This is a genomic window from Bacillus cereus group sp. N24 (assembly GCF_016483345.1).
Taxonomy (GTDB): Bacteria; Bacillota; Bacilli; order Bacillales; family Bacillaceae_G; genus Bacillus_A; species Bacillus_A toyonensis.
The window spans coordinates 115,708-136,759 of record NZ_JAEHCA010000015.1 but is presented as its reverse complement, the minus strand read 5'-3'; the positions used below and the strand labels follow the sequence as shown (position 1 = coordinate 136,759).

Below are 21,052 nucleotides of genomic sequence, written 5' to 3'. Positions count from 1 at the left end.
ATAGGTTCGAGGTGGAAGCATGGTGACATGTGGAGCTGACGAATACTAATAGATCGAGGACTTAACCATATAATATGTAGCAAATGTTATCTAGTTTTGAAGGAATATGCCTTCATAGTTTGGTGATGATGGCAGAGAGGTCACACCCGTTCCCATACCGAACACGGAAGTTAAGCTCTCTAGCGCCGATGGTAGTTGGGACCTTGTCCCTGTGAGAGTAGGACGTCGCCAAGCAAGCTTAAGACGAGTCAGAATGACTCGTCTTTTTTGTGTTTATTTTTATTTACCAAATGTCATAATCCATAAATTTAATAACGCCAAAAATGAAAAAAGAATGAAATAGAGACTGTTTAAAATAATGGCAATGATTTTTTGTGTTCCTGATTTTCCGACTGCCCTAAAATAATACTTAAGAACAGGAAACATTATTTCTATTATAAGTATATATTTTAAAAAATGAGAGTAGAAAAAATAGGATGATATAAATAAGTATTCAATCATTACAGCGATTACTGCGATAGAGAAAAATAAATAAGATAATAGCATAGTTATTTTTTTCCACGGTTATTCTCCCCCTAAAAATTAAATCGCTATAATATAAGTTCTATTGATGTATAGAGAATAAGAGTTTATATACTTTTATTAAAATGTACTGAAGTACCATATAAACAATTGTACGTAAAATAGATCTCTAGAAATATATATTCTAATTTCCTTTCCTTCTTGCATATAGTTGCAATTCTTCTTTTGAATATAACTAAAACACGAACGTTATTGGTAACTAGTAAAAAAACATTCGATTATTTATTGACATTGTTTATAAAATATTGTTAATATAGCCATAGAAACAATAATATATAAGACCTCATATAATCGCGGGGATATGGCCTGCAAGTCTCTACCTAACGACCGTTATTCGTTAGACTATGAGGGAAAGTCACTCGGTATTTTTCTATTCACAAGGGATACGTATGCCTGAGTAGAGCGCTTTCTCTCATAGTAAAAGAGAAACTGTTCTATTTCAGGCTTTTTTTATTTGAATCGGGGGGATTCTAATATGAAATCACTAGTTGGAGTCATAATGGGAAGTACGTCAGACTGGGAAACAATGAAATTTGCTTGTGACATTTTAGATGAATTAAATATACCGTATGAGAAAAAAGTTGTATCCGCTCATCGGACTCCGGATTATATGTTTGAATATGCAGAGACGGCTCGTGAACGTGGATTGAAAGTTATTATTGCTGGAGCTGGTGGAGCAGCGCATTTACCAGGAATGGTTGCAGCGAAGACAAATCTTCCTGTAATTGGCGTTCCAGTTCAATCAAAAGCGTTAAACGGATTAGATTCATTATTATCCATCGTCCAAATGCCAGGAGGGGTTCCAGTTGCAACTGTTGCAATTGGTAAAGCTGGTTCAACAAATGCTGGATTACTTGCTGCACAAATACTTGGATCATTCCATGATGATATACATGATGCATTGGAATTGAGACGAGAAGCGATTGAAAAAGATGTGCGTGAAGGTAGTGAGCTAGTATGACGAGAATCATTTTACCTGGAAAAACAATCGGCATTATTGGAGGCGGCCAGCTTGGAAGAATGATGGCATTGGCAGCTAAGGAGATGGGATATAAAATTGCTGTTTTAGATCCTACAAAGCATTCACCATGTGCACAAGTTGCTGATGTTGAAATTGTTGCACCATATGACGATTTAAAAGCAATTCAGCATTTAGCAGAGATAAGTGATGTTGTCACATATGAATTTGAGAATATTGATTATAGATGTTTACAATGGCTTGAAAAACATGCTTACTTACCACAAGGTAGTCAGTTGTTAAATAAAACGCAAAATCGTTTTACAGAAAAGAATGCGATTGAAAAAGCCGGGTTACCGGTAGCGACGTATAGATTAGTTCAAAATCAAGAGAAGCTTACTGAAGCGATTGCTGAGTTATCATATCCTTCCGTCTTAAAAACAACGACAGGTGGATATGATGGGAAAGGGCAAGTTGTTTTAAGAAGTGAAGCTGATGTTGAGAAGGCACGAAATCTTGCGAATGAAGCAGAATGCATTCTAGAAAAATGGGTGCCTTTTGAAAAAGAAGTATCAGCTATTGTCATTCGTAGTGTAAGTGGTGAAACGAAAGTGTTTCCAGTAGCGGAAAATATTCATGTGAATAACATTTTACATGAATCTATCGTTCCAGCTCGCATTACAGAAGAACTTTCTCAAAAAGCAATTGCTTACGCAAAGGTACTTGCGGATGAATTAGAACTTGTGGGAACACTAGCGGTAGAGATGTTTGCTACAGCGAATGGTGAGATTTACATTAATGAATTAGCACCAAGACCTCACAATTCAGGACACTATACACAGGATGCATGTGAAACGAGTCAATTTGGTCAACATATTCGAGCAATCTGTAATTTACCTCTTGGAGAAACAAATTTGTTAAAACCAGTTGTCATGGTAAACATTTTAGGCGAACATATAGAAGGGGTCCTAGGACAAGTGAATAGATTAACCGGGTGCTATTTACACTTGTATGGAAAAGAAGAAGCAAAAGCGCAGCGAAAAATGGGGCATGTTAATATTTTAAATGATAATATTGAAGTCGCTCTAGAAAAAGCGAAGAGTTTGCATATTTGGGACCATCAAGAACAACTGTTGGAGGGAAAAAGATGATTAATCGTTATACACGCCCTGAAATGGGTGCTATTTGGACGGAAGAGAACAAATTTAAAGCATGGTTAGAAGTTGAGATTTTAGCTTGTGAAGCATGGGCTGAGCTTGGCGATATTCCAAAAGAAGATGTTAAAAAAATTCGTGAGCATGCATCATTTGATATTGATCGTATTTATGAAATTGAAAAAGAAACACGTCATGACGTAGTTGCTTTCACTCGTGCTGTATCAGAAACACCAACATTAGGTGAAGAACGCAAATGGGTTCATTACGGTTTAACATCTACAGACGTAGTAGATACAGCTTTATCTTACATCTTAAAACAAGCAAATGAAATCTTGTTAAAAGACTTAGAAAACTTCGTTAGCATTTTAGCTAACAAAGCGAAAGAGCATAAATACACGATTATGATGGGAAGAACGCACGGTGTTCATGCAGAGCCAACGACATTTGGTTTAAAACTTGGTCTTTGGTATGAAGAAATGAAACGTAACGTAGAGCGTTTCAAACAAGCTGCGGATACAGTTCGCGTTGGTAAATTATCTGGTGCAGTTGGTACATACGCGAACATTGATCCATTCGTAGAAAAATTTGTTTGTGGAAACTTAGGATTAGAAGCGGCACCAATTTCAACACAAACATTGCAACGTGATCGTCATGCACATTACATGTCAACACTTGCGCTAATCGCAACATCTATTGAAAAGATGGCAGTTGAGATTCGTGGTTTACAAAAGAGTGAAACACGTGAAGTTGAAGAGGCTTTCGCAAAAGGTCAAAAAGGTTCTTCTGCAATGCCACATAAACGTAATCCAATTGGATCTGAAAATATGACTGGTTTAGCTCGTGTTATCCGTGGTTATATGATGACGGCTTACGAGAATGTTCCATTATGGCATGAGCGCGACATTTCTCACTCTTCAGCAGAACGCGTAATTTTACCAGATGCTACAATCGCATTAAATTACATGTTAAATCGCTTTGGTAATATCGTTAAAAACTTAACTGTATACCCGGAGAATATGAAACGCAATATGACAAGAACATACGGCTTAATTTACTCTCAGCGCGTAATGCTTACACTAATCGACAAAGGTATGGTACGTGAAGAAGCTTATGATATCGTACAGCCTAAAGCAATGGAAGCTTGGGAAACACAAGTACAATTTAAAGAGCTTGTAGAAGCTGATGAGCGTATTACGAGCAAATTAACGCAAGAGGAAATTAACGAATGCTTCAACTATGAGCATCATATGCAACATGTTGATACAATCTTTGAACGCCTAGGATTAAACGAAGCGTAAAATTTTATATGGCACAGAATAGAGTCATTCTGTGCCATTCTTTATAAAAATATTATTCACATTTTTCAAACTACAGGGGGCTTGCGAAATGCAAAAGCTAGAATTGCTGTATGAAGGTAAGGCAAAAAGAATTTATCGTACAGAATCAGCAGATATGGTTTGGGTAGAGTACAAAGATAGTGCGACTGCTTTCAATGGGGAGAAAAAAGAGACGATTACAGGAAAAGGTCGTTTGAACAATGAGATTACAACTTTATTGTTCAGAAAGTTACAAGAAGTAGGAATAAAAACACATTTTGTTGAGAAGTTATCTGAAACAGAGCAACTTGTAAAAAAAGTGAGTATTATTCCTTTAGAAGTTGTCACAAGAAATGTAATTGCAGGAAGCCTTTCAAAGCGATTAGGAATGGAAGAGGGAACTGTACTTGCAGAACCAATCGTAGAATTTTACTTCAAAGATGATGATTTAGGAGATCCGCTTGTAACGGAAGATCATATTCGTGTATTAAATGTTGCGTCACCAGAGCAAGTAAGCGTATTACGAGATATGGCTCTACAAATCAATCAAGTATTGATTGAGCATTTCGCAAGCTGTCGTGTAAGATTAGTAGATTTTAAATTAGAGTTTGGTGTAACGGAAGAAGGAGAAATCATATTAGCGGATGAGATTTCACCAGATACTTGCCGTTTATGGGATGAAACGAGCAATGAAAAGTTTGATAAAGACGTATTCCGTCGCGATCTTGGAAATTTAACAGAAGCTTATGAAGAGATTTTAAAACGTTTAGGGGGAATTTCACATGTATAAAGTTAAGGTATATGTAACGTTAAGAGAAAGCGTATTAGATCCACAAGGAACAGCAGTAAAAGGGGCACTTCATAGTCTTTCATTTACAGAAGTACAAGATGTTCGAATCGGAAAGTACATGGAACTAACAATTGATAAATCTGTATCTGACCTTGATGCAAAGGTAAAGGAAATGTGTGAAAAATTATTAGCAAACGTTGTAATGGAAGACTTCCGTTATGAAGTTGAGGAGGTTGTCGCACAGTGAAATTTGCCGTAATAGTATTTCCGGGTTCGAACTGTGATGTTGATATGTTCCATGCAATTAAAGATGAGCTTGGTGAAGAAGTAGATTACGTTTGGCACGATAGAGAGAATTTAGATGAATATGATGCAATTTTACTACCTGGTGGCTTCTCTTACGGTGACTATTTACGTTGTGGTGCTATTTCTCGCTTTGCTGACGCAATGAAAGCAGTGCAAAAAGCTGCTGAGCAAGGAAAACCAATTTTAGGAGTGTGTAATGGATTCCAGATTCTTGTTGAATCAGGATTACTACCAGGAGCACTAATGAGAAACGAAAACTTAAAATTTATGTGTCGCACTGTTCAGTTACGTGTTGAAAATAACGAAACGATGTTTACATCACAATATGAAAAAGATGAAGTAATCAATATTCCAATTGCACATGGTGAAGGGAATTACTATTGTGATGAAGTAACTCTTAAACAATTAGAAAAGAATAATCAAATCGCATTCCGTTATGTAGAAAATCCGAACGGTAGCGTTTCAGATATTGCTGGTATTGTAAATGAAAAGGGAAATGTACTTGGTATGATGCCACACCCAGAGCGTGCTGTAGATGAATTGCTTGGTGGTGCTGAAGGGTTAAAAGTCTTTCAATCTATTTTAAAACAGTGGAGGGAAACATATGTCGTTAATGCTTGAACCAAATCCAACACAAATTAAAGAAGGGCGTATATATGCGGAAATGGGGCTAACAGACGAAGAGTTTGCCATGGTTGAAAAGATTCTAGGCCGTTTGCCAAATTATACAGAAACAGGTTTATTCTCTGTAATGTGGTCTGAACATTGTAGTTATAAAAATTCAAAACCAGTTCTTCGCAAGTTCCCAACAACAGGTGAGCGTGTCCTGCAAGGTCCTGGAGAAGGCGCTGGAATTGTAGATATCGGTGATAATCAAGCGGTTGTATTTAAAATGGAAAGCCATAACCATCCTTCTGCTATTGAACCATATCAAGGAGCAGCAACAGGCGTTGGTGGTATTATCCGTGACGTATTCTCTATGGGAGCACGTCCAGTAGCTCTATTAAACTCACTTCGCTTCGGTGAATTACAATCACCACGTGTGAAATATTTATTCGAAGAAGTAGTAGCAGGAATTGCAGGATACGGTAACTGCATCGGTATTCCTACTGTTGGTGGCGAAGTACAATTCGATCCATGTTACGAAGGAAATCCACTTGTAAATGCAATGTGCGTAGGTTTAATTAACCACGAGGATATTAAAAAAGGGCAAGCACACGGTGCTGGCAATACAGTAATGTACGTAGGAGCATCAACTGGTCGTGACGGTATTCACGGTGCAACATTCGCATCTGAAGAACTATCTGAAAGCTCAGAAGCGAAACGTCCGGCAGTTCAAGTAGGAGATCCATTTATGGAGAAACTTCTTATCGAAGCATGTTTAGAACTTATTCAGTCTGATGCACTTGTTGGAATTCAAGATATGGGAGCTGCTGGTTTAACTTCATCTTCTGCAGAAATGGCAAGTAAAGCAGGTATGGGTATTGAAATGTACTTAGATGATGTACCACAGCGTGAAACGGGAATGACACCATATGAAATGATGCTATCTGAATCACAAGAGCGTATGTTAATTGTTATCAAAAAAGGTAGAGAGCAAGAAATAGTAGATTTATTTGAGAAGTATGGTCTTGCAGCAGTTACGATGGGGAAAGTAACGGAAGACAAAATGCTTCGCTTATTCCATAGAGGTGAAATGGTGGCTGAAGTACCAGCAGATGCCCTTGCAGAAGAAGCGCCAATTTATCATAAACCATCAAAAGAAGCAGCATACTTTGCCGAGTTCCAGCAGATGAAAGTGGAAACACCGCAAGTAGAAGATTATAAAGAAACGTTATTCGCTTTACTACAACAACCGACAATTGCAAGTAAAGAGTGGGTATATGATCAATATGATTATCAAGTACGCACAAGCACAGTTGTTACACCAGGTTCAGATGCAGCGGTTGTACGTGTACGCGGTACAGAAAAAGGATTAGCAATGACGACAGATTGTAACTCTCGCTATATTTACTTAGATCCAGAAATGGGCGGTAAAATTGCAGTAGCAGAGGCAGCACGTAATATCGTATGTTCTGGTGGAGAGCCACTTGCAATTACAGATTGCTTAAACTTCGGTAACCCAGAAAAACCAGAAATCTTCTGGCAAATTGAGAAATCGGTAGATGGTATGAGTGAAGCTTGTCGCACATTACAAACTCCAGTTATTGGCGGAAACGTATCGATGTATAACGAGCGTAGTGGTGAAGCGGTATATCCAACACCGACTGTTGGTATGGTTGGTCTTGTCCATGATTTAAAACATGTAACAACACAAGAATTTAAGCAAGCTGGCGATTTAGTGTACGTAATTGGAGAGACAAAAGCTGAATTTGGTGGAAGTGAATTACAGAAAATGGTCCACGGCAAAATTTTCGGCCAATCACCAAGTATCGATCTAGATGTAGAATTAAAACGCCAAAAACAAGTATTAGAAGCAATTCAAGCTGGCCTTGTTCAATCGGCACATGATGTTGCTGAAGGTGGTTTAGCAGTTGCAATTTCTGAAAGTGCAATTGGTGCTAACGGTTTAGGTGCTACTGTGAAATTAGACGGTGAAGCAACGGCGGTATTATTTGCGGAATCACAATCTCGCTTCGTTCTAACTGTAAAACGTGAAAATAAAGAAGCGTTCGAGAAAGCGGTAGAAGCAATTCAAGTTGGAGAAGTGACAAATACAAATGAGGTAACAATTCATAATGAAGAAAATGAAGTATTACTTACAGCAAATGTAGATGAAATGAGAAAGGCTTGGAAAGGGGCAATCCCATGCTTGCTGAAATAAAGGGGTTAAATGAAGAATGTGGCGTTTTCGGAATTTGGGGGCATGAAAATGCAGCACAAGTTTCGTACTACGGATTGCACAGTTTGCAGCACCGTGGGCAAGAGGGCGCAGGCATTGTTGTAAATAATGGGGAAAAAATCATCGGTCACAAGGGGTTAGGTTTAATATCAGAAGTGTTTTCAAGAGGTGAGCTAGAAGGATTAAACGGAAAATCAGCAATTGGGCACGTGCGATATGCGACAGCAGGTGGAAGTGAAGTAGCTAATGTTCAACCATTATTATTCCGTTTTTCTGATCATAGTATGGCGCTAGCTCATAACGGAAATTTAATTAACGCAAAGATGCTTCGTCGTGAATTAGAGGCAGAGGGAAGCATTTTTCAAACAAGTTCCGATACAGAAGTACTTTTACATCTCATTAAACGTAGTACGAAAGATTCGTTAATTGAAAGTGTAAAAGAGGCTCTAAATAAGGTGAAAGGTGCGTTTGCATATCTTTTACTAACTGGAAATGAAATGATTGTTGCGCTAGATCCGAATGGATTCCGTCCTCTTTCAATTGGAAAGATGGGGGATGCTTACGTTGTAGCATCAGAAACATGTGCTTTCGATGTAGTAGGGGCAACATACATTCGTGATGTAGAGCCTGGTGAGTTACTTATCATTAACGATGAAGGAATTCACGTAGATCGTTTCACAAATGAAGTAGACCATGCAATTTGTAGTATGGAATACATTTACTTTGCGCGTCCGGATTCTAATATCGCTGGTATTAATGTCCACGCAGCACGTAAAAACATGGGGAAACGTTTAGCGGCAGAAGCTCCTACTGAAGCTGATGTTGTTACTGGTGTACCAGATTCTAGTATTTCAGCTGCGATCGGTTATGCTGAGGCGACAGGTATTCCATATGAGTTAGGATTAATTAAAAATCGTTACGTTGGACGTACGTTTATTCAACCTTCTCAAGAACTGCGCGAGCAAGGGGTAAAGATGAAGCTTTCCGCAGTAAGAGGTGTAGTTGAGGGGAAACGAGTTGTTATGATTGACGACTCTATCGTAAGAGGAACGACAAGCAAACGAATTGTTCGTATGCTTCGTGAAGCTGGAGCGACAGAGGTTCATGTAAGAATTGCTTCACCGCCTCTAAAATATCCATGTTTCTATGGTATTGATATTCAAACGAGAAAAGAATTAATTGCAGCAAATAATACAGTAGAAGAAATCCGTGAAATGATCGGAGCGGATTCTTTAACATTTTTAAGTGAAGATGGATTAGTAGATGCAATTGGACGTCCATATGAAGGGAAATATGGCGGCCTATGTATGGCTTACTTCAATGGAGACTATCCAACAGCTCTTTATGATTATGAGCAAGAGCTTTTAGAAAGTATGAAATAAGAAAGTGAAAAAAGCTTCTACTTCTTTTGATGTAGAAGCTAGCTTCTTTCTTAAAAACGGCCGCCCTGGATGGGGAGAAATTAAAAGACGAGGTGTAAATAACGATGGCGAATGCATATAAGCAAGCAGGAGTAGATATTGAAGCTGGATATGAAGCGGTATCTCGCATGAAAAAACACGTACAAACAACAATGAGAAAAGAAGTACTAGGCGGTTTAGGCGGTTTTGGAGGTATGTTTGATCTATCAAAATTTGCATTAGAAGAACCTGTATTAGTATCTGGAACAGATGGCGTGGGAACAAAATTGATGCTCGCTTTTATGGCAGATAAACATGACACAATTGGTATTGATGCAGTAGCGATGTGTGTAAATGATATTGTTGTCCAAGGGGCAGAGCCGCTTTTCTTCCTTGATTATATTGCTTGTGGTAAAGCTGAACCTAGTAAAATTGAAAACATCGTCAAAGGTATATCAGAGGGCTGTCGCCAAGCTGGTTGTGCATTAATTGGTGGGGAAACAGCTGAAATGCCAGGAATGTATTCTACGGAAGAATACGATTTAGCTGGTTTTACAGTTGGGATTGTTGATAAAAAGAAAATTGTAACAGGTGAAAAGATTGAAGCTGGTCACGTATTAATTGGCTTAGCATCTAGCGGTATTCATAGTAATGGTTACTCTTTAGTACGAAAAGTGTTACTAGAAGATGGAGAACTATCTTTAGATCGCATTTATGGACGCTTAGAACTACCTCTTGGTGAGGAGTTATTAAAACCAACGAAAATTTATGTCAAACCTATTTTAGAACTATTGAAAAAACATGAAGTATACGGTATGGCTCATATTACAGGTGGTGGATTCATTGAAAATATTCCACGTATGTTGCCAGAAGGAATTGGTGCTGAGATTGAACTTGGATCTTGGAAAATTCAGCCGATTTTCAATTTGCTTCAAGAAGTTGGGAAACTAGAAGAGAAAGAAATGTTCAATATTTTTAACATGGGTATTGGTATGGTAGTAGCGGTAAGGGAAGAAGATGCAAAAGATATTGTTCGTCTTCTTGAAGAGCAAGGAGAAACAGCTCGTATTATTGGTCGTACTGTACAAGGGGATGGCGTTACCTTCAATGGGGGCACAGTACTATGAGTAGATTAGCAGTTTTTGCTTCTGGAAGCGGATCTAACTTTCAATCTCTCGTTAATGCGGTAGAAGAAAAGAGATTGGATGCAGATATTAGTTTATTAGTATGTGATAAACCAGAGGCACGCGTTATTGGACGGGCACATTATCATCATGTTCCGTGTTTCGCCTTTTCAGCGAAAGCATATGAGTCAAAAGAAGCATTTGAAAAAGAGATATTAAAGAAGCTAGAAGAGTATGAAATTGATTATGTTATTTTAGCTGGATATATGCGTTTAATTGGGCCAACTTTACTAGAAGCATATGGCGGGAAGATTATTAACATTCATCCATCACTACTACCGAGTTTCCCAGGGAAAGATGCTGTCGGTCAAGCGTTAGAAGCAGGTGTGAAAGTAACTGGAGTAACAATTCATTATGTAGATGCAGGTATGGATACAGGTCCAATTATTGCGCAAGAAGCAGTAGTTGTTTCTGAAGGGGATACGAGAGAAAGCTTACAAAAGAAAATTCAACAAGTTGAACATAAATTATACGTAAATACAGTGAATCAAATTGTTCAGTCTGTGAAAGAACCAACTGTTAACTAACATACAACCAGGGGTGAAGGATAAATGAAAAAGCGTGCATTAGTAAGTGTTTCAGATAAAACAGGGGTAGTAGAATTTGTTAAAGGTTTACTAGAACAAGGGATCGAAGTTATTTCAACAGGTGGTACGAAAAAATTACTAGAAGAAAATGGTTTACAAGTAATCGGTATTTCTGAAGTAACTGGTTTCCCAGAAATTATGGATGGCCGTGTAAAAACATTACATCCAAATATTCATGGTGGTCTATTAGCAGTTCGTGATAATGAAACACATGTAGCGCAAATGAATGAATTAGGCATTCAACCAATTGACTTTGTTGTTGTTAACTTATACCCATTTAAAGAAACAATCGCTAAGCCTGATGTAACATTTGCTGATGCAATTGAAAATATTGATATCGGTGGCCCAACAATGATTCGCTCTGCTGCGAAAAATCATAAATTTGTATCGGTAATTGTAGATCCAGTAGATTATGATGTTGTATTAGCAGAACTGAAAGAGAACAGCGAAGTAAAAGAAGAGACGAAACGTAAATTAGCAGCGAAAGTATTTCGTCATACAGCGGCATATGATGCGTTAATTTCTAACTACTTAACAGAACAAATGGGTGAAGAAAGTCCAGAAACGTTAACTGTGACGTTTGAGAAAAAGCAAGACTTACGTTATGGAGAGAACCCACATCAAAAGGCTACTTTCTATAAAGCACCATTTGCTGCAACTTCTTCTGTTGCATATGCAGAACAATTACATGGTAAGGAATTATCTTATAACAATATTAATGACGCAGACGCAGCACTGAGCATCGTAAAAGAATTTACAGAACCAGCAGTAGTAGCGGTAAAACATATGAATCCATGTGGCGTTGGAGTAGGAACTGATATTCACGAGGCATATACTCGTGCTTATGAAGCGGATCCAGTATCAATCTTCGGCGGTATTATTGCAGCAAATCGTGAAATTGATAAAGCTACAGCAGAAAAGTTACACGAAATTTTCTTAGAAATTGTTATCGCTCCTTCGTTCTCGCAAGAAGCTTTAGAAGTGTTGCAAAGCAAGAAGAACTTACGCTTACTAACTGTAAATATTGAAAAAGCGACAAGTGCAAGCAAAAAACTAACTTCTGTACAAGGTGGTCTTCTTGTTCAAGAGGAAGATACGTTATCATTAGATGAGAACACAATTTCAATTCCAACGAAACGTGAACCATCAGAGCAAGAGTGGAAAGATTTAAAACTAGCTTGGAAAGTTGTAAAACATGTGAAATCAAATGCAATTGTTTTAGCGAATGATAACATGACGGTTGGTGTAGGCGCGGGACAGATGAACCGTGTAGGCTCTGCAAAAATTGCAATTACACAAGCTGGCGAAAAAGCACAAGGTAGCGCACTTGCATCTGATGCTTTCTTCCCAATGCCAGATACAGTAGAAGAAGCAGCAAAAGCTGGTATTACAGCAATTATCCAACCAGGTGGATCAATTCGTGATGAGGATTCTATTAAAGTGGCAGATAAGTATGGGATTACGATGGTGTTCACTGGCGTACGTCATTTCAAACACTAATAGAGGATGTCTAAAAGGTCCGGTCGAGATAACCTTCGCATGTCGTCGTTGCAATGCCAGTGCGGTACTCATGTAGGAAAACTATACTCCGTGTCCTCTTGGAAAATGCGCCTCGACCTGCTCGGTTCTCTCGATCCTCCCTTTTAAACTTCTATTGATATGAAAAAGCAAACTAGGAGCATAGCTTCTAGTTTGTACCTATTTAATTATTGGGGGATGAAATATGAATGTTTTAGTAATTGGCCGCGGTGGGCGTGAGCATGCTTTAGCTTGGAAGTTTGCACAATCTGAAAAGGTGGAGAAGGTGTATGTAGCACCAGGTAATGAAGGTATGCGAGATGTTGCAACACCAGTTGATATTGATGAAAATGATTTTGATGCATTAGTTTTATTTGCCAAAGAGAATAATGTTGAATTAACTTTCGTTGGGCCAGAAATTCCGCTTATGAATGGAATTGTTGATCGTTTTAAAGAAGAGGGACTTCGCGTATTTGGTCCGAATAAAGCGGCTGCTGTTATTGAAGGCAGTAAAGCTTTTACGAAAGAGTTGATGAAAAAGTATAATATACCAACTGCTGCATACGAAACTTTTACAGACTATGATGAAGCAGTAAAGTACATTCAAAAAGTTGGTGCGCCAATTGTTATTAAAGCTGATGGATTAGCTGCTGGTAAAGGTGTAACGGTAGCAATGACGCTTGAAGAGGCATTACAAGCTGTGAAAGAAATGCTACAAGATGTGAAATTCGGCGTGGCAAGTAAGAAGGTCGTTATTGAAGAGTTTTTAGATGGACAAGAATTTTCATTGATGGCATTTGTAAATGGAACAACTGTACATCCGATGGTAATTGCTCAAGACCATAAACGAGCTTTTGATGGCGATAAGGGTCCTAATACAGGTGGAATGGGCGCATATTCTCCAGTACCACAAATTCCAGAATCAGCAGTTCAAGAGGCGATTGAAACAGTATTACACCCAACTGCTAAAGCGATGATCCAAGAAAATCGTTCGTTTACAGGTATTTTATATGCAGGGCTTATTTTAACAAATGATGGTCCAAAGGTAATTGAATTTAATGCTCGCTTTGGTGATCCTGAAACGGAAGTTGTATTACCTCGCTTAGAGAATGATTTAGTTGATGTATGCAACGCTGTGTTAGATGAAAGTGAACTAACTTTACAATGGTCAGAAGATGCTGTTATCGGTGTTGTACTTGCTTCTAAAGGATATCCAGAAGCGTATAAAAAAGGTGAAGTTATTAACGGATTAGATACATTGCAAGATGTGATTGTTTTCCATGCGGGGACAGTAATGAAACACGGTGATTTTGTAACAAATGGTGGCCGTGTATTATTTGTTGCTTGCAAGGCGAATAGTTTACAAGAAGCAAAAGATAAAGTATATAAAGAAATCGGTAAAATTGAGAGTGATGGTCTATTTTATCGAAGTGATATAGGATATCGTGCAATTGGGCATGAGATGACGAGAAGTTAATGTATAAAAAATCCCGCTGAGAAATCAGCGGGATTTTTATGCATCTTTATCTTTTTTCAATTTTCCTTTTTGCTTTGCCATTTCTCGAAGTAAATACTCGATGTGTGCATTGACGCTACGAAACTCATCATTCGCCCATTTTTCGATGACTGCGTGTAATTCAGGATCAATACGTAATGGAAAGCTTTTCTTTTTAGCCATTATTATTTACAACCTATTAATATAGGCTTCCTGTATTAATAACTGGTTGCGCACCTTTATCTGAAACGATGGCAACCAATAAGTTATTTACCATATTTGCTTTACGCTCGTCATCGAGTTCCAGTACGCCTTCTTCATCTAACATATGGATTGAATCTTTGGCCATCTTCACAGCACCTTCAACAATCTCTTTTCTAGCAGCCAACACTGCTTTTGCTTGTTGACGTTGTAGCATTGCATGGGCAATTTCTGTTGCGTAAGCTAAATGCGTTAAACGAGTTTCTAATACTTCTACACCAGCGATTTCAAGACGCGCTTCTAATTCGCGTTTTAGCTCTTCTGAAATTTCCTCAGTATTTCCACGTAACGTAATACAAGTTTCATCTTGGAAATTATCGTAAGGATATTTTGTTGCAACGTGGCGGATTGCTGTTTCACTTTGGATTTCTACGAATCGATCGTAATGCTCAACACCAAACATTGCTTTTGCAGAATCAACCACTTTATATACGATAACAGCTGCAATTTCAATTGGATTTCCTTCAATATCATTTACTTTTAATTTCTTACTATTAAAGTTTTCAACACGTAAAGATACAGTTTGACGGAATGCAAATGGAATTGTTAAAAATAAACCGTTTTGACGAATTGTTCCTAAATAATTACCGAAGAACGTAATAACTTTCGCTTGATTCGGTTGAACGATACCGATGCCTGTAGCCAAAACAGATGCTAATATGAGAGCTAAAATAGCTATTACAAACATTTCTTGTACAAGGCAAAATACACCGATAGCGGCTAAAACTAAAATTCCAATAACACCCAGAAACCCATTTACATAAAATACTTGTTTTTCTTTCATATGATCGCCTCCTGATATAAAAATGATATCACTTTTATATCATTTTAAGCAAGGGGTTCACACCTAATTTTCTGAATTTTTTTATTTGGTATCTTTTATGTACGTGTTAGGGATGAAAAAAGAATGTATGTTCTGTTTTGTGGTAAAATAAAGAGGACTTAACCGCCCACTGCAGCAGCTAAGTCCCTTTGAGAGCATCTTGCATCGTGACAAATGATTCAAAGCGGTTTGGCCAGGATTATTTCTTCAATCGCTGACTCAATCTCTTTGTCAGAAGAGTCGTAACTTCCATTTGACTTTGGTTTGTCATGGGTGGAAGTTTGATTCACTTCTTCTTTAGCATGTCCTTTTTCAGTAAAATTCATGCTAGGCATTTTAAATGCGCCCATACTCATGTATTTTCCAAATTTACATACTTCAGCAATAGGGCAGAAACGAACAATCCCCTCTGCAATTTTCATGGCACCAATCCATAGTAAAACTTTAGACCAAGTGCACCACGGTTTGCGTACGAGTTTCGCTGTACTACAACCGAAGAGGATAAGTCCGAGTGTAATTCGAATTAGAGCGTTTATTGTACCGATGTTTTGCTTCATTTGAAAAACACTCCTTTTTGATGAACTTCGAAATAGCAAATACTATTTCTTTTATTAGTATTCCATGTGATTTTTGTGATATGTAATCCAACATTTGACGTTAAAAAAGATGTTGGAATGGGCGTGTGTGTAAGTAGCTTTTTTTGTTATAATGAAAGAATGCACAAAAAGAAGTTTAAAACTAGATCCTCTTTTTGAACAAATAGGGAAGAGGAGATTTAAAAGGAATTTTAAAAAATCCTGATGAAAATTAACTGTTATTTTGAACAGACATAGATATAACTAGAGAAAAGAAAGGGTGTTTTCATGTACGATATTTCCGGATGGAAACATGTATTTAAGCTTGATCCAAATAAGGAGTTAAGCGATGAACATTTAGAAATGATTTGTGAGTCTGGAACCGATGCTGTTATTGTAGGCGGAAGTGATGGAGTTACAATTGATAACGTATTACACATGCTAGTTAGCATTCGTAGATATGCAGTTCCTTGCGTGTTAGAGGTTTCTGATGTGGAAGCAATCACACCAGGCTTTGATTTTTATTACATCCCAAGCGTATTAAATAGCCGAAAAGTAGAATGGGTAACAGGTGTTCATCACAAGGCATTGAAAGAATTTGGGGATATTATGGACTGGGACGAAATTTTCATGGAAGGGTATTGTGTTTTAAATCCTGAAGCGAAAGTAGCCCAGCTTACAGATGCAAAATGTGATTTAACAGAAGATGACGTTATTGCATACGCGCGTTTAGCAGACAAACTATTACATTTACCGATATTCTATTTAGAATATAGCGGTACGTATGGAGATATTGAACTTGTTAAAAATGTAAAAGCAGAATTGAAACAAGCTAAGTTATATTATGGCGGTGGCATTTCTAATGCAGAACAAGCGAAAGAAGTAGCGCAGTATGCCGATACAGTAGTTGTTGGAAATGTTATTTATGATGATATAAAATCGGCGTTAAAAACAGTTAAAGCAGTAAAAGGAGAGTAGGTGCAGGCGTATATGAGTATGACGGATAAGTTATTAAATGGTTTAAATCCACAGCAACAAAAAGCAGTGCAAACAACGAATGGACCGCTGCTATTAATGGCGGGAGCGGGTAGTGGTAAAACACGTGTGTTAACACATCGTATTGCATATTTACTTGGTGAAAAAGGTGTAGCGCCATGGAATGTACTAGCTATTACCTTTACAAATAAGGCTGCTCGTGAAATGCGCGAGCGTATTGATACACTTGTCGGACCAGAAGCAGAAGATATTTGGATTTCTACGTTCCACTCTATGTGTGTACGTATTTTACGACGTGATATCGATCGTATTGGTATTAATCGTAACTTTACAATCTTAGATTCAGGCGATCAGTTAACTGTAGTCAAAAAAATTATGAAAGAGCGTAATATTGATCCGAAGAAATTTGAGCCGCGCTCTATTTTAGCCGGCATTAGTAATGCGAAAAATGAACTGTTATCTGCAGATAAATATGCAAAAAAAATTACAATCGCTGATCCATATGAAAAATTAACGAGCGATGTATATACAGAATATCAAAAACGTCTTTTGAAAAATAATTCATTAGACTTTGATGATTTAATTATGACAACGATTCAGCTATTTGAACGTGTTCCAGAAGTACTAGAGTTTTATCAGCGCAAGTTCCAATATATTCACGTGGATGAGTATCAAGATACGAACAAAGCACAGTACCTTCTTGTTAAACATTTAGCAACACGTTTTAAAAACCTTTGTGTTGTGGGTGACTCAGATCAGTCTATTTATCGCTGGCGTGGTGCGGATATTTCTAACATTTTGTCATTCGAAAAAGACTATGAGAATGCGCAAGTTATTCTGTTAGAACAAAACTATCGCTCGTCACAAAATATTTTAAATGCAGCCAATGCTGTTATTGAAAAAAATACGAATCGTAAACCGAAAAAATTATGGACAGACAACCAAGTTGGGAGCAAAATTTCGTATTATCGTGCTGCAACTGAAAAGGACGAAGCGTATTTTGTTGCGAAAAAAATTCGTGATGATATTCAAATGGGTAACCGAAAATATACTGACTTTGCAGTATTATATCGTACGAATGCTCAGTCTCGTATGGTTGAGGAGATTTTCCTGAAATCTAATATCCCTTATAAAATTGTCGGCGGTACGAAGTTCTACGACCGTAAAGAAATTAAAGACATTTTGGCGTACTTACGTTTAATTGGGAATCCTGATGATGAGATTAGTTTCGCACGTATTATTAACATGCCGAAGCGCGGGATTGGTGCGACTTCTATCGATAAAATTATTAATTACGGTGTGCAAAACGGAATTTCATTAACGGCTGTATTTGATGAAATTGAGCATGTTGGTGTAAGTGCAAAAATTACAAAGGCAGTAAAAGAATTCGCAAGTTTACTACACAACTGGGTAAATATGCAAGAGTACTTATCTGTTACAGAATTAGTAGAAGAAGTCATTGAAAAAACAGGATATCGCGAGATGTTGAAAAATGAGCGTTCTTTAGAAGCAGAAGGCCGTTTAGAAAACTTAGATGAGTTTTTATCTGTTACGCAAACGTTCGAATCTCAAAGTGAAGATAAGAGCCTTGTTGCATTCCTAACAGACTTAGCTCTTGTCGCGGATATTGATCGTGTAGATGAAGATCCAACTGCTGGTGAAGAAGTTATTTTAATGACGATGCACTCAGCAAAAGGGCTAGAGTTCCCTGTAGTCTTTATCGTTGGTTTAGAGGAAGGAATATTCCCGCATACGCGTTCTCTTATGGAAGAAGATGAAATGCAAGAAGAGCGTCGCCTTGCTTATGTAGGTATTACTCGTGCAGAAGAAGAATTATACTTATCGAATGCGCAAATGCGTACTTTATTTGGTAGGACAAGTATGAATGCAGCATCTCGATTTATTACAGAAATCCCGGCAGAGTTGGTGGAACCATTAAATGAAACAGCGCCGAAGCGTGAAACTTCGTTTAGTGCAAAAGGAAGAACGACAGGAGCTGCGGCAACAACAACACGCTCTCGTTCAGCTTTCGTACGTCCGGCTGTTAAGACAACAGGCGGCGAGCAAATTGGCTGGGCAGTAGGCGATAAAGCTTCCCACCAAAAATGGGGAGTCGGTACAGTTGTAAGTGTAAAAGGCGAAGGTGATTCAAAAGAATTAGATATCGCGTTCCCAAGCCCGATTGGTGTTAAACGTTTATTAGCAAAATTTGCACCTGTGACGAAACAATAGGAAAGGAATGAGGATATGTCAAAAGAGATAGCAAAAAAACGTATAGAAGAACTACGTGATTTGTTAAATACATTTAACTATCAATATCACGTATTAGACAATCCTTCTGTTTCTGATGCGGAGTATGACCGTAATATGCAGGAGCTTATAAAATTAGAAGCAGAGAATCCAGAGTTCATGAGTGAAGACTCTCCCTCCGTGCGCGTTGGGGGAACTGTTCTTGATATATTTGAAAAAGTAACGCATAAGTCACCGATGTTAAGTTTAGGAAATGCATTTAACGAAGGAGATTTGCGTGATTTTGACCGAAGAGTACGTCAAGGAATTGATGATGCGAATGTAAGATATATATGCGAATTAAAAATTGACGGACTTGCTGTTTCACTTCATTATGAAAAAGGACGCTTTATTCAAGGTGCAACACGTGGTGATGGTATAACAGGTGAAGATATTACCCAAAACTTGAAAACGATTAAAGCAATTCCACTTCGATTAAATGAAGAGGTAACGTTAGAAGTGCGAGGCGAGGCTTATATGCCGAAGCGTTCATTCGTTAAACTAAATGAAGAAAAAGAGCAAAACGGTGAAGATGTATTTGCGAATCCGCGTAATGCGGCAGCAGGTTCAATACGTCAACTTGATACGAAAATTGCAGCAAAGCGTAACCTATCCATGTTTGTATATGGTCTTGCAAATGTAGAAGAAAAAACAATTTCATCGCATAGCGAATCACTTGATTTCTTAGGTGAACTGGGGTTTAAGACAAATCCAAATCGCCGTACATGTGAAACAATTGAAGAGGTTATAGCTTATGTAGAAGAATGGCAGGAAAAACGTCCGAATCTTGATTATGAGATTGATGGGATCGTTATAAAAGTAGACGATGTTGCTCTTCAAGAAAGCCTAGGAACTACTGCAAAGAGTCCAAGATGGGCGATTGCTTATAAATTCCCGGCTGAAGAAGTTGTAACGAGATTAACGGGCATTGAATTAAGTGTTGGCCGTACAGGGGTTGTAACACCGACTGCAGAGTTAGAACCAGTACGAGTGGCTGGTACGATCGTTCGTCGTGCTTCCTTACATAACGAGGATTTAATTCGTGAAAAAGACATTCGAATTGGTGACTACGTTGTTGTGAAAAAGGCTGGAGATATTATTCCTGAGGTTGTGAACGTTATTTTTGATAAGCGTACTGGTGAGGAAGAAGAATACCGCATGCCAACGCATTGTCCGGCATGTGAGAGTGAACTAGTTCGTTTAGAAGAAGAGGTTGCACTTCGTTGTATAAATCCAACTTGTCCTGCCCAAATTCGCGAGGGATTAATTCATTTCGTTTCAAGAAATGCAATGAATATTGACGGACTTGGCGAGCGTGTCATCACACAGCTCTTTGATGCAGATTATATTCGTACGTTTGCAGATTTATATGCATTGACGAAAGAACAATTACTACAGCTAGAGCGTTTTGGTGAAAAATCAGCAACAAATTTAATACAAGCAATTGAGAATTCGAAGGAAAACTCGTTAGAGCGATTATTATTTGGCCTTGGAATTCGCCATGTCGGGGCGAAAGCAGCACGTACATTTGCAGAGCATTTTGAAACGATGGATGCACTTGTGAAAGCGACGGAAGAAGAGCTAAAATCAATTAATGAAATTGGAGAAAAAATGGCGCAATCCGTTGTGACATATTTTGATAATGAAGATGTATTAGAGCTATTACAACAGTTTAAAGAGTATGGCGTGAACATGACATACAAAGGCATAAAAAGTGCAGATTTACAAAATGTTGAATCTTACTTTGCAGGGAAAACTGTCGTCTTAACTGGGAAATTAGAAGTGATGGGACGCAGTGAAGCGAAGAAGAAGATTGAGGCATTAGGTGGAAAAGTAACAGGAAGTGTTAGTAAAAGTACGGATTTAGTTGTTGCTGGTGAAGCTGCTGGCTCAAAATTAGCGCAAGCAGAGAAGCACAATGTTGAAGTTTGGAATGAAGAGAGGTTCTTACAAGAGCTAAATAAGTAAGAGGT

At 38.1% G+C, this 21,052-nt stretch carries 19 protein-coding genes, 1 rRNA gene and 1 riboswitch; of the genes, 16 read left to right on the top strand and 4 right to left on the bottom strand.

The genetic code is table 11. The annotated features are described in order from the left end of the window. Positions 1–118 precede the first annotated feature (118 nt). A 5S ribosomal RNA gene (rrf, locus tag JDS95_RS20420) occupies positions 119–234 on the top strand. 45 nt (positions 235–279) lie between these two features. On the opposite strand, the gene JDS95_RS31170 is transcribed toward rrf, so the two are convergent. After that, complete coding sequence (locus JDS95_RS31170; protein WP_000927498.1) at positions 280–546, bottom strand: hypothetical protein; 267 nt, start codon at positions 544–546, stop codon at positions 280–282. 299 nt (positions 547–845) lie between these two features. After that, a riboswitch (purine riboswitch) is annotated at positions 846–947 on the top strand. 110 nt (positions 948–1,057) lie between these two features. Here JDS95_RS31170 and purE point away from each other — a divergent pair. The 12 genes from purE to purD all read left to right on the top strand — a co-directional run bounded on the left by purE (position 1,058) and on the right by purD (position 14,117). Then, positions 1,058–1,543: a 5-(carboxyamino)imidazole ribonucleotide mutase gene (purE, locus tag JDS95_RS20415; RefSeq protein WP_000839361.1), complete on the top strand. Its 486-nt coding sequence runs from the start codon at positions 1,058–1,060 to the stop codon at positions 1,541–1,543. Continuing rightward, positions 1,540–2,691: a 5-(carboxyamino)imidazole ribonucleotide synthase gene (gene purK / locus JDS95_RS20410; RefSeq protein ID WP_085451054.1), complete on the top strand. Its 1,152-nt coding sequence runs from the start codon at positions 1,540–1,542 to the stop codon at positions 2,689–2,691. Before purE ends, purK begins: the two co-directional genes overlap by 4 nt. Further along, positions 2,688–3,995, top strand: coding sequence for an adenylosuccinate lyase (gene purB / locus JDS95_RS20405; protein ID WP_144467467.1), 1,308 nt, complete (start codon positions 2,688–2,690; stop codon positions 3,993–3,995). The genes purK and purB overlap by 4 nt, the downstream gene beginning before the upstream one ends. Positions 3,996–4,083: 88 nt before the next feature. Beyond that, positions 4,084–4,803 carry a phosphoribosylaminoimidazolesuccinocarboxamide synthase gene (gene purC, locus JDS95_RS20400; protein ID WP_001170546.1) on the top strand — a complete coding sequence of 240 codons (720 nt, stop codon included), beginning with the start codon at positions 4,084–4,086 and terminating at the stop codon, positions 4,801–4,803. After that, positions 4,796–5,050 carry a phosphoribosylformylglycinamidine synthase subunit PurS gene (gene purS / locus JDS95_RS20395; protein ID WP_000278820.1) on the top strand — a complete coding sequence of 85 codons (255 nt, stop codon included), beginning with the start codon at positions 4,796–4,798 and terminating at the stop codon, positions 5,048–5,050. The genes purC and purS overlap by 8 nt, the downstream gene beginning before the upstream one ends. Further along, a complete protein-coding gene (purQ, locus tag JDS95_RS20390) occupies positions 5,047–5,730 on the top strand; it encodes a phosphoribosylformylglycinamidine synthase subunit PurQ (protein ID WP_199690754.1) in 684 nt (227 codons plus the stop codon). The genes purS and purQ overlap by 4 nt, the downstream gene beginning before the upstream one ends. Next, complete coding sequence (gene purL / locus JDS95_RS20385) at positions 5,714–7,933, top strand: phosphoribosylformylglycinamidine synthase II (protein ID WP_199690753.1); 2,220 nt, start codon at positions 5,714–5,716, stop codon at positions 7,931–7,933. Before purQ ends, purL begins: the two co-directional genes overlap by 17 nt. Next, positions 7,918–9,333 carry an amidophosphoribosyltransferase gene (gene purF / locus JDS95_RS20380; RefSeq protein WP_144467468.1) on the top strand — a complete coding sequence of 472 codons (1,416 nt, stop codon included), beginning with the start codon at positions 7,918–7,920 and terminating at the stop codon, positions 9,331–9,333. Before purL ends, purF begins: the two co-directional genes overlap by 16 nt. A gap of 104 nt (positions 9,334–9,437) precedes the next feature. Further along, positions 9,438–10,478, top strand: coding sequence for a phosphoribosylformylglycinamidine cyclo-ligase (purM, locus tag JDS95_RS20375; RefSeq protein WP_001262429.1), 1,041 nt, complete (start codon positions 9,438–9,440; stop codon positions 10,476–10,478). Then, positions 10,475–11,062: a phosphoribosylglycinamide formyltransferase gene (gene purN / locus JDS95_RS20370; protein ID WP_000088574.1), complete on the top strand. Its 588-nt coding sequence runs from the start codon at positions 10,475–10,477 to the stop codon at positions 11,060–11,062. The genes purM and purN overlap by 4 nt, the downstream gene beginning before the upstream one ends. A 24-nt stretch (positions 11,063–11,086) precedes the next feature. Then, entirely contained in the window at positions 11,087–12,622 is a 1,536-nt protein-coding gene (gene purH / locus JDS95_RS20365; RefSeq protein ID WP_000745417.1) for a bifunctional phosphoribosylaminoimidazolecarboxamide formyltransferase/IMP cyclohydrolase, read from the top strand. A gap of 223 nt (positions 12,623–12,845) precedes the next feature. Further along, positions 12,846–14,117: a phosphoribosylamine--glycine ligase gene (purD, locus tag JDS95_RS20360; RefSeq protein ID WP_144467469.1), complete on the top strand. Its 1,272-nt coding sequence runs from the start codon at positions 12,846–12,848 to the stop codon at positions 14,115–14,117. 36 nt (positions 14,118–14,153) lie between these two features. Here purD and JDS95_RS20355 read toward each other — a convergent pair whose 3' ends face one another. The 3 genes from JDS95_RS20355 to JDS95_RS20345 all read right to left on the bottom strand — a co-directional run bounded on the left by JDS95_RS20355 (position 14,154) and on the right by JDS95_RS20345 (position 15,776). Then, positions 14,154–14,318 carry a type II toxin-antitoxin system antitoxin gene (locus JDS95_RS20355; RefSeq protein WP_001085171.1) on the bottom strand — a complete coding sequence of 55 codons (165 nt, stop codon included), beginning with the start codon at positions 14,316–14,318 and terminating at the stop codon, positions 14,154–14,156. Positions 14,319–14,334: 16 nt separating this feature from the next. Beyond that, positions 14,335–15,180, bottom strand: a complete 846-nt coding sequence (locus JDS95_RS20350; protein WP_000660691.1) for an SPFH domain-containing protein — start codon at positions 15,178–15,180, stop codon at positions 14,335–14,337. A gap of 218 nt (positions 15,181–15,398) precedes the next feature. Then, positions 15,399–15,776 carry a YgaP family membrane protein gene (locus JDS95_RS20345; protein ID WP_000812337.1) on the bottom strand — a complete coding sequence of 126 codons (378 nt, stop codon included), beginning with the start codon at positions 15,774–15,776 and terminating at the stop codon, positions 15,399–15,401. A 306-nt stretch (positions 15,777–16,082) separates the two neighbouring features. On the opposite strand from JDS95_RS20345, the gene pcrB reads away from it, so the two are divergent. From pcrB to ligA, 3 genes are read left to right on the top strand one after another with little or no spacing between them, the layout of a single operon-like run. Continuing rightward, positions 16,083–16,772: a heptaprenylglyceryl phosphate synthase gene (gene pcrB / locus JDS95_RS20340; protein ID WP_199690752.1), complete on the top strand. Its 690-nt coding sequence runs from the start codon at positions 16,083–16,085 to the stop codon at positions 16,770–16,772. After that, positions 16,773–19,022: a DNA helicase PcrA gene (pcrA, locus tag JDS95_RS20335; RefSeq protein ID WP_001149618.1), complete on the top strand. Its 2,250-nt coding sequence runs from the start codon at positions 16,773–16,775 to the stop codon at positions 19,020–19,022. A gap of 15 nt (positions 19,023–19,037) precedes the next feature. Continuing rightward, positions 19,038–21,047 carry an NAD-dependent DNA ligase LigA gene (gene ligA, locus JDS95_RS20330; RefSeq protein WP_000031439.1) on the top strand — a complete coding sequence of 670 codons (2,010 nt, stop codon included), beginning with the start codon at positions 19,038–19,040 and terminating at the stop codon, positions 21,045–21,047. Positions 21,048–21,052: the final 5 nt, after the last annotated feature.

Bases quoted from the DNA above. Each gene is read 5' to 3' on its own strand.
- JDS95_RS31170 (WP_000927498.1), bottom strand. From the start codon at position 546: ATGCTATTATCTTATTTATTTTTCTCTATCGCAGTAATCGCTGTAATG.
- purE (WP_000839361.1), top strand. From the start codon at position 1,058: ATGAAATCACTAGTTGGAGTCATAATGGGAAGTACGTCAGACTGGGAA.
- purK (WP_085451054.1), top strand. From the start codon at position 1,540: ATGACGAGAATCATTTTACCTGGAAAAACAATCGGCATTATTGGAGGC.
- purB (WP_144467467.1), top strand. From the start codon at position 2,688: ATGATTAATCGTTATACACGCCCTGAAATGGGTGCTATTTGGACGGAA.
- purC (WP_001170546.1), top strand. From the start codon at position 4,084: ATGCAAAAGCTAGAATTGCTGTATGAAGGTAAGGCAAAAAGAATTTAT.
- purS (WP_000278820.1), top strand. From the start codon at position 4,796: ATGTATAAAGTTAAGGTATATGTAACGTTAAGAGAAAGCGTATTAGAT.
- purL (WP_199690753.1), top strand. From the start codon at position 5,714: ATGTCGTTAATGCTTGAACCAAATCCAACACAAATTAAAGAAGGGCGT.
- purF (WP_144467468.1), top strand. From the start codon at position 7,918: ATGCTTGCTGAAATAAAGGGGTTAAATGAAGAATGTGGCGTTTTCGGA.
- purM (WP_001262429.1), top strand. From the start codon at position 9,438: ATGGCGAATGCATATAAGCAAGCAGGAGTAGATATTGAAGCTGGATAT.
- purN (WP_000088574.1), top strand. From the start codon at position 10,475: ATGAGTAGATTAGCAGTTTTTGCTTCTGGAAGCGGATCTAACTTTCAA.
- purH (WP_000745417.1), top strand. From the start codon at position 11,087: ATGAAAAAGCGTGCATTAGTAAGTGTTTCAGATAAAACAGGGGTAGTA.
- purD (WP_144467469.1), top strand. From the start codon at position 12,846: ATGAATGTTTTAGTAATTGGCCGCGGTGGGCGTGAGCATGCTTTAGCT.
- JDS95_RS20355 (WP_001085171.1), bottom strand. From the start codon at position 14,318: ATGGCTAAAAAGAAAAGCTTTCCATTACGTATTGATCCTGAATTACAC.
- JDS95_RS20350 (WP_000660691.1), bottom strand. From the start codon at position 15,180: ATGAAAGAAAAACAAGTATTTTATGTAAATGGGTTTCTGGGTGTTATT.
- JDS95_RS20345 (WP_000812337.1), bottom strand. From the start codon at position 15,776: ATGAAGCAAAACATCGGTACAATAAACGCTCTAATTCGAATTACACTC.
- pcrB (WP_199690752.1), top strand. From the start codon at position 16,083: ATGTACGATATTTCCGGATGGAAACATGTATTTAAGCTTGATCCAAAT.
- ligA (WP_000031439.1), top strand. From the start codon at position 19,038: ATGTCAAAAGAGATAGCAAAAAAACGTATAGAAGAACTACGTGATTTG.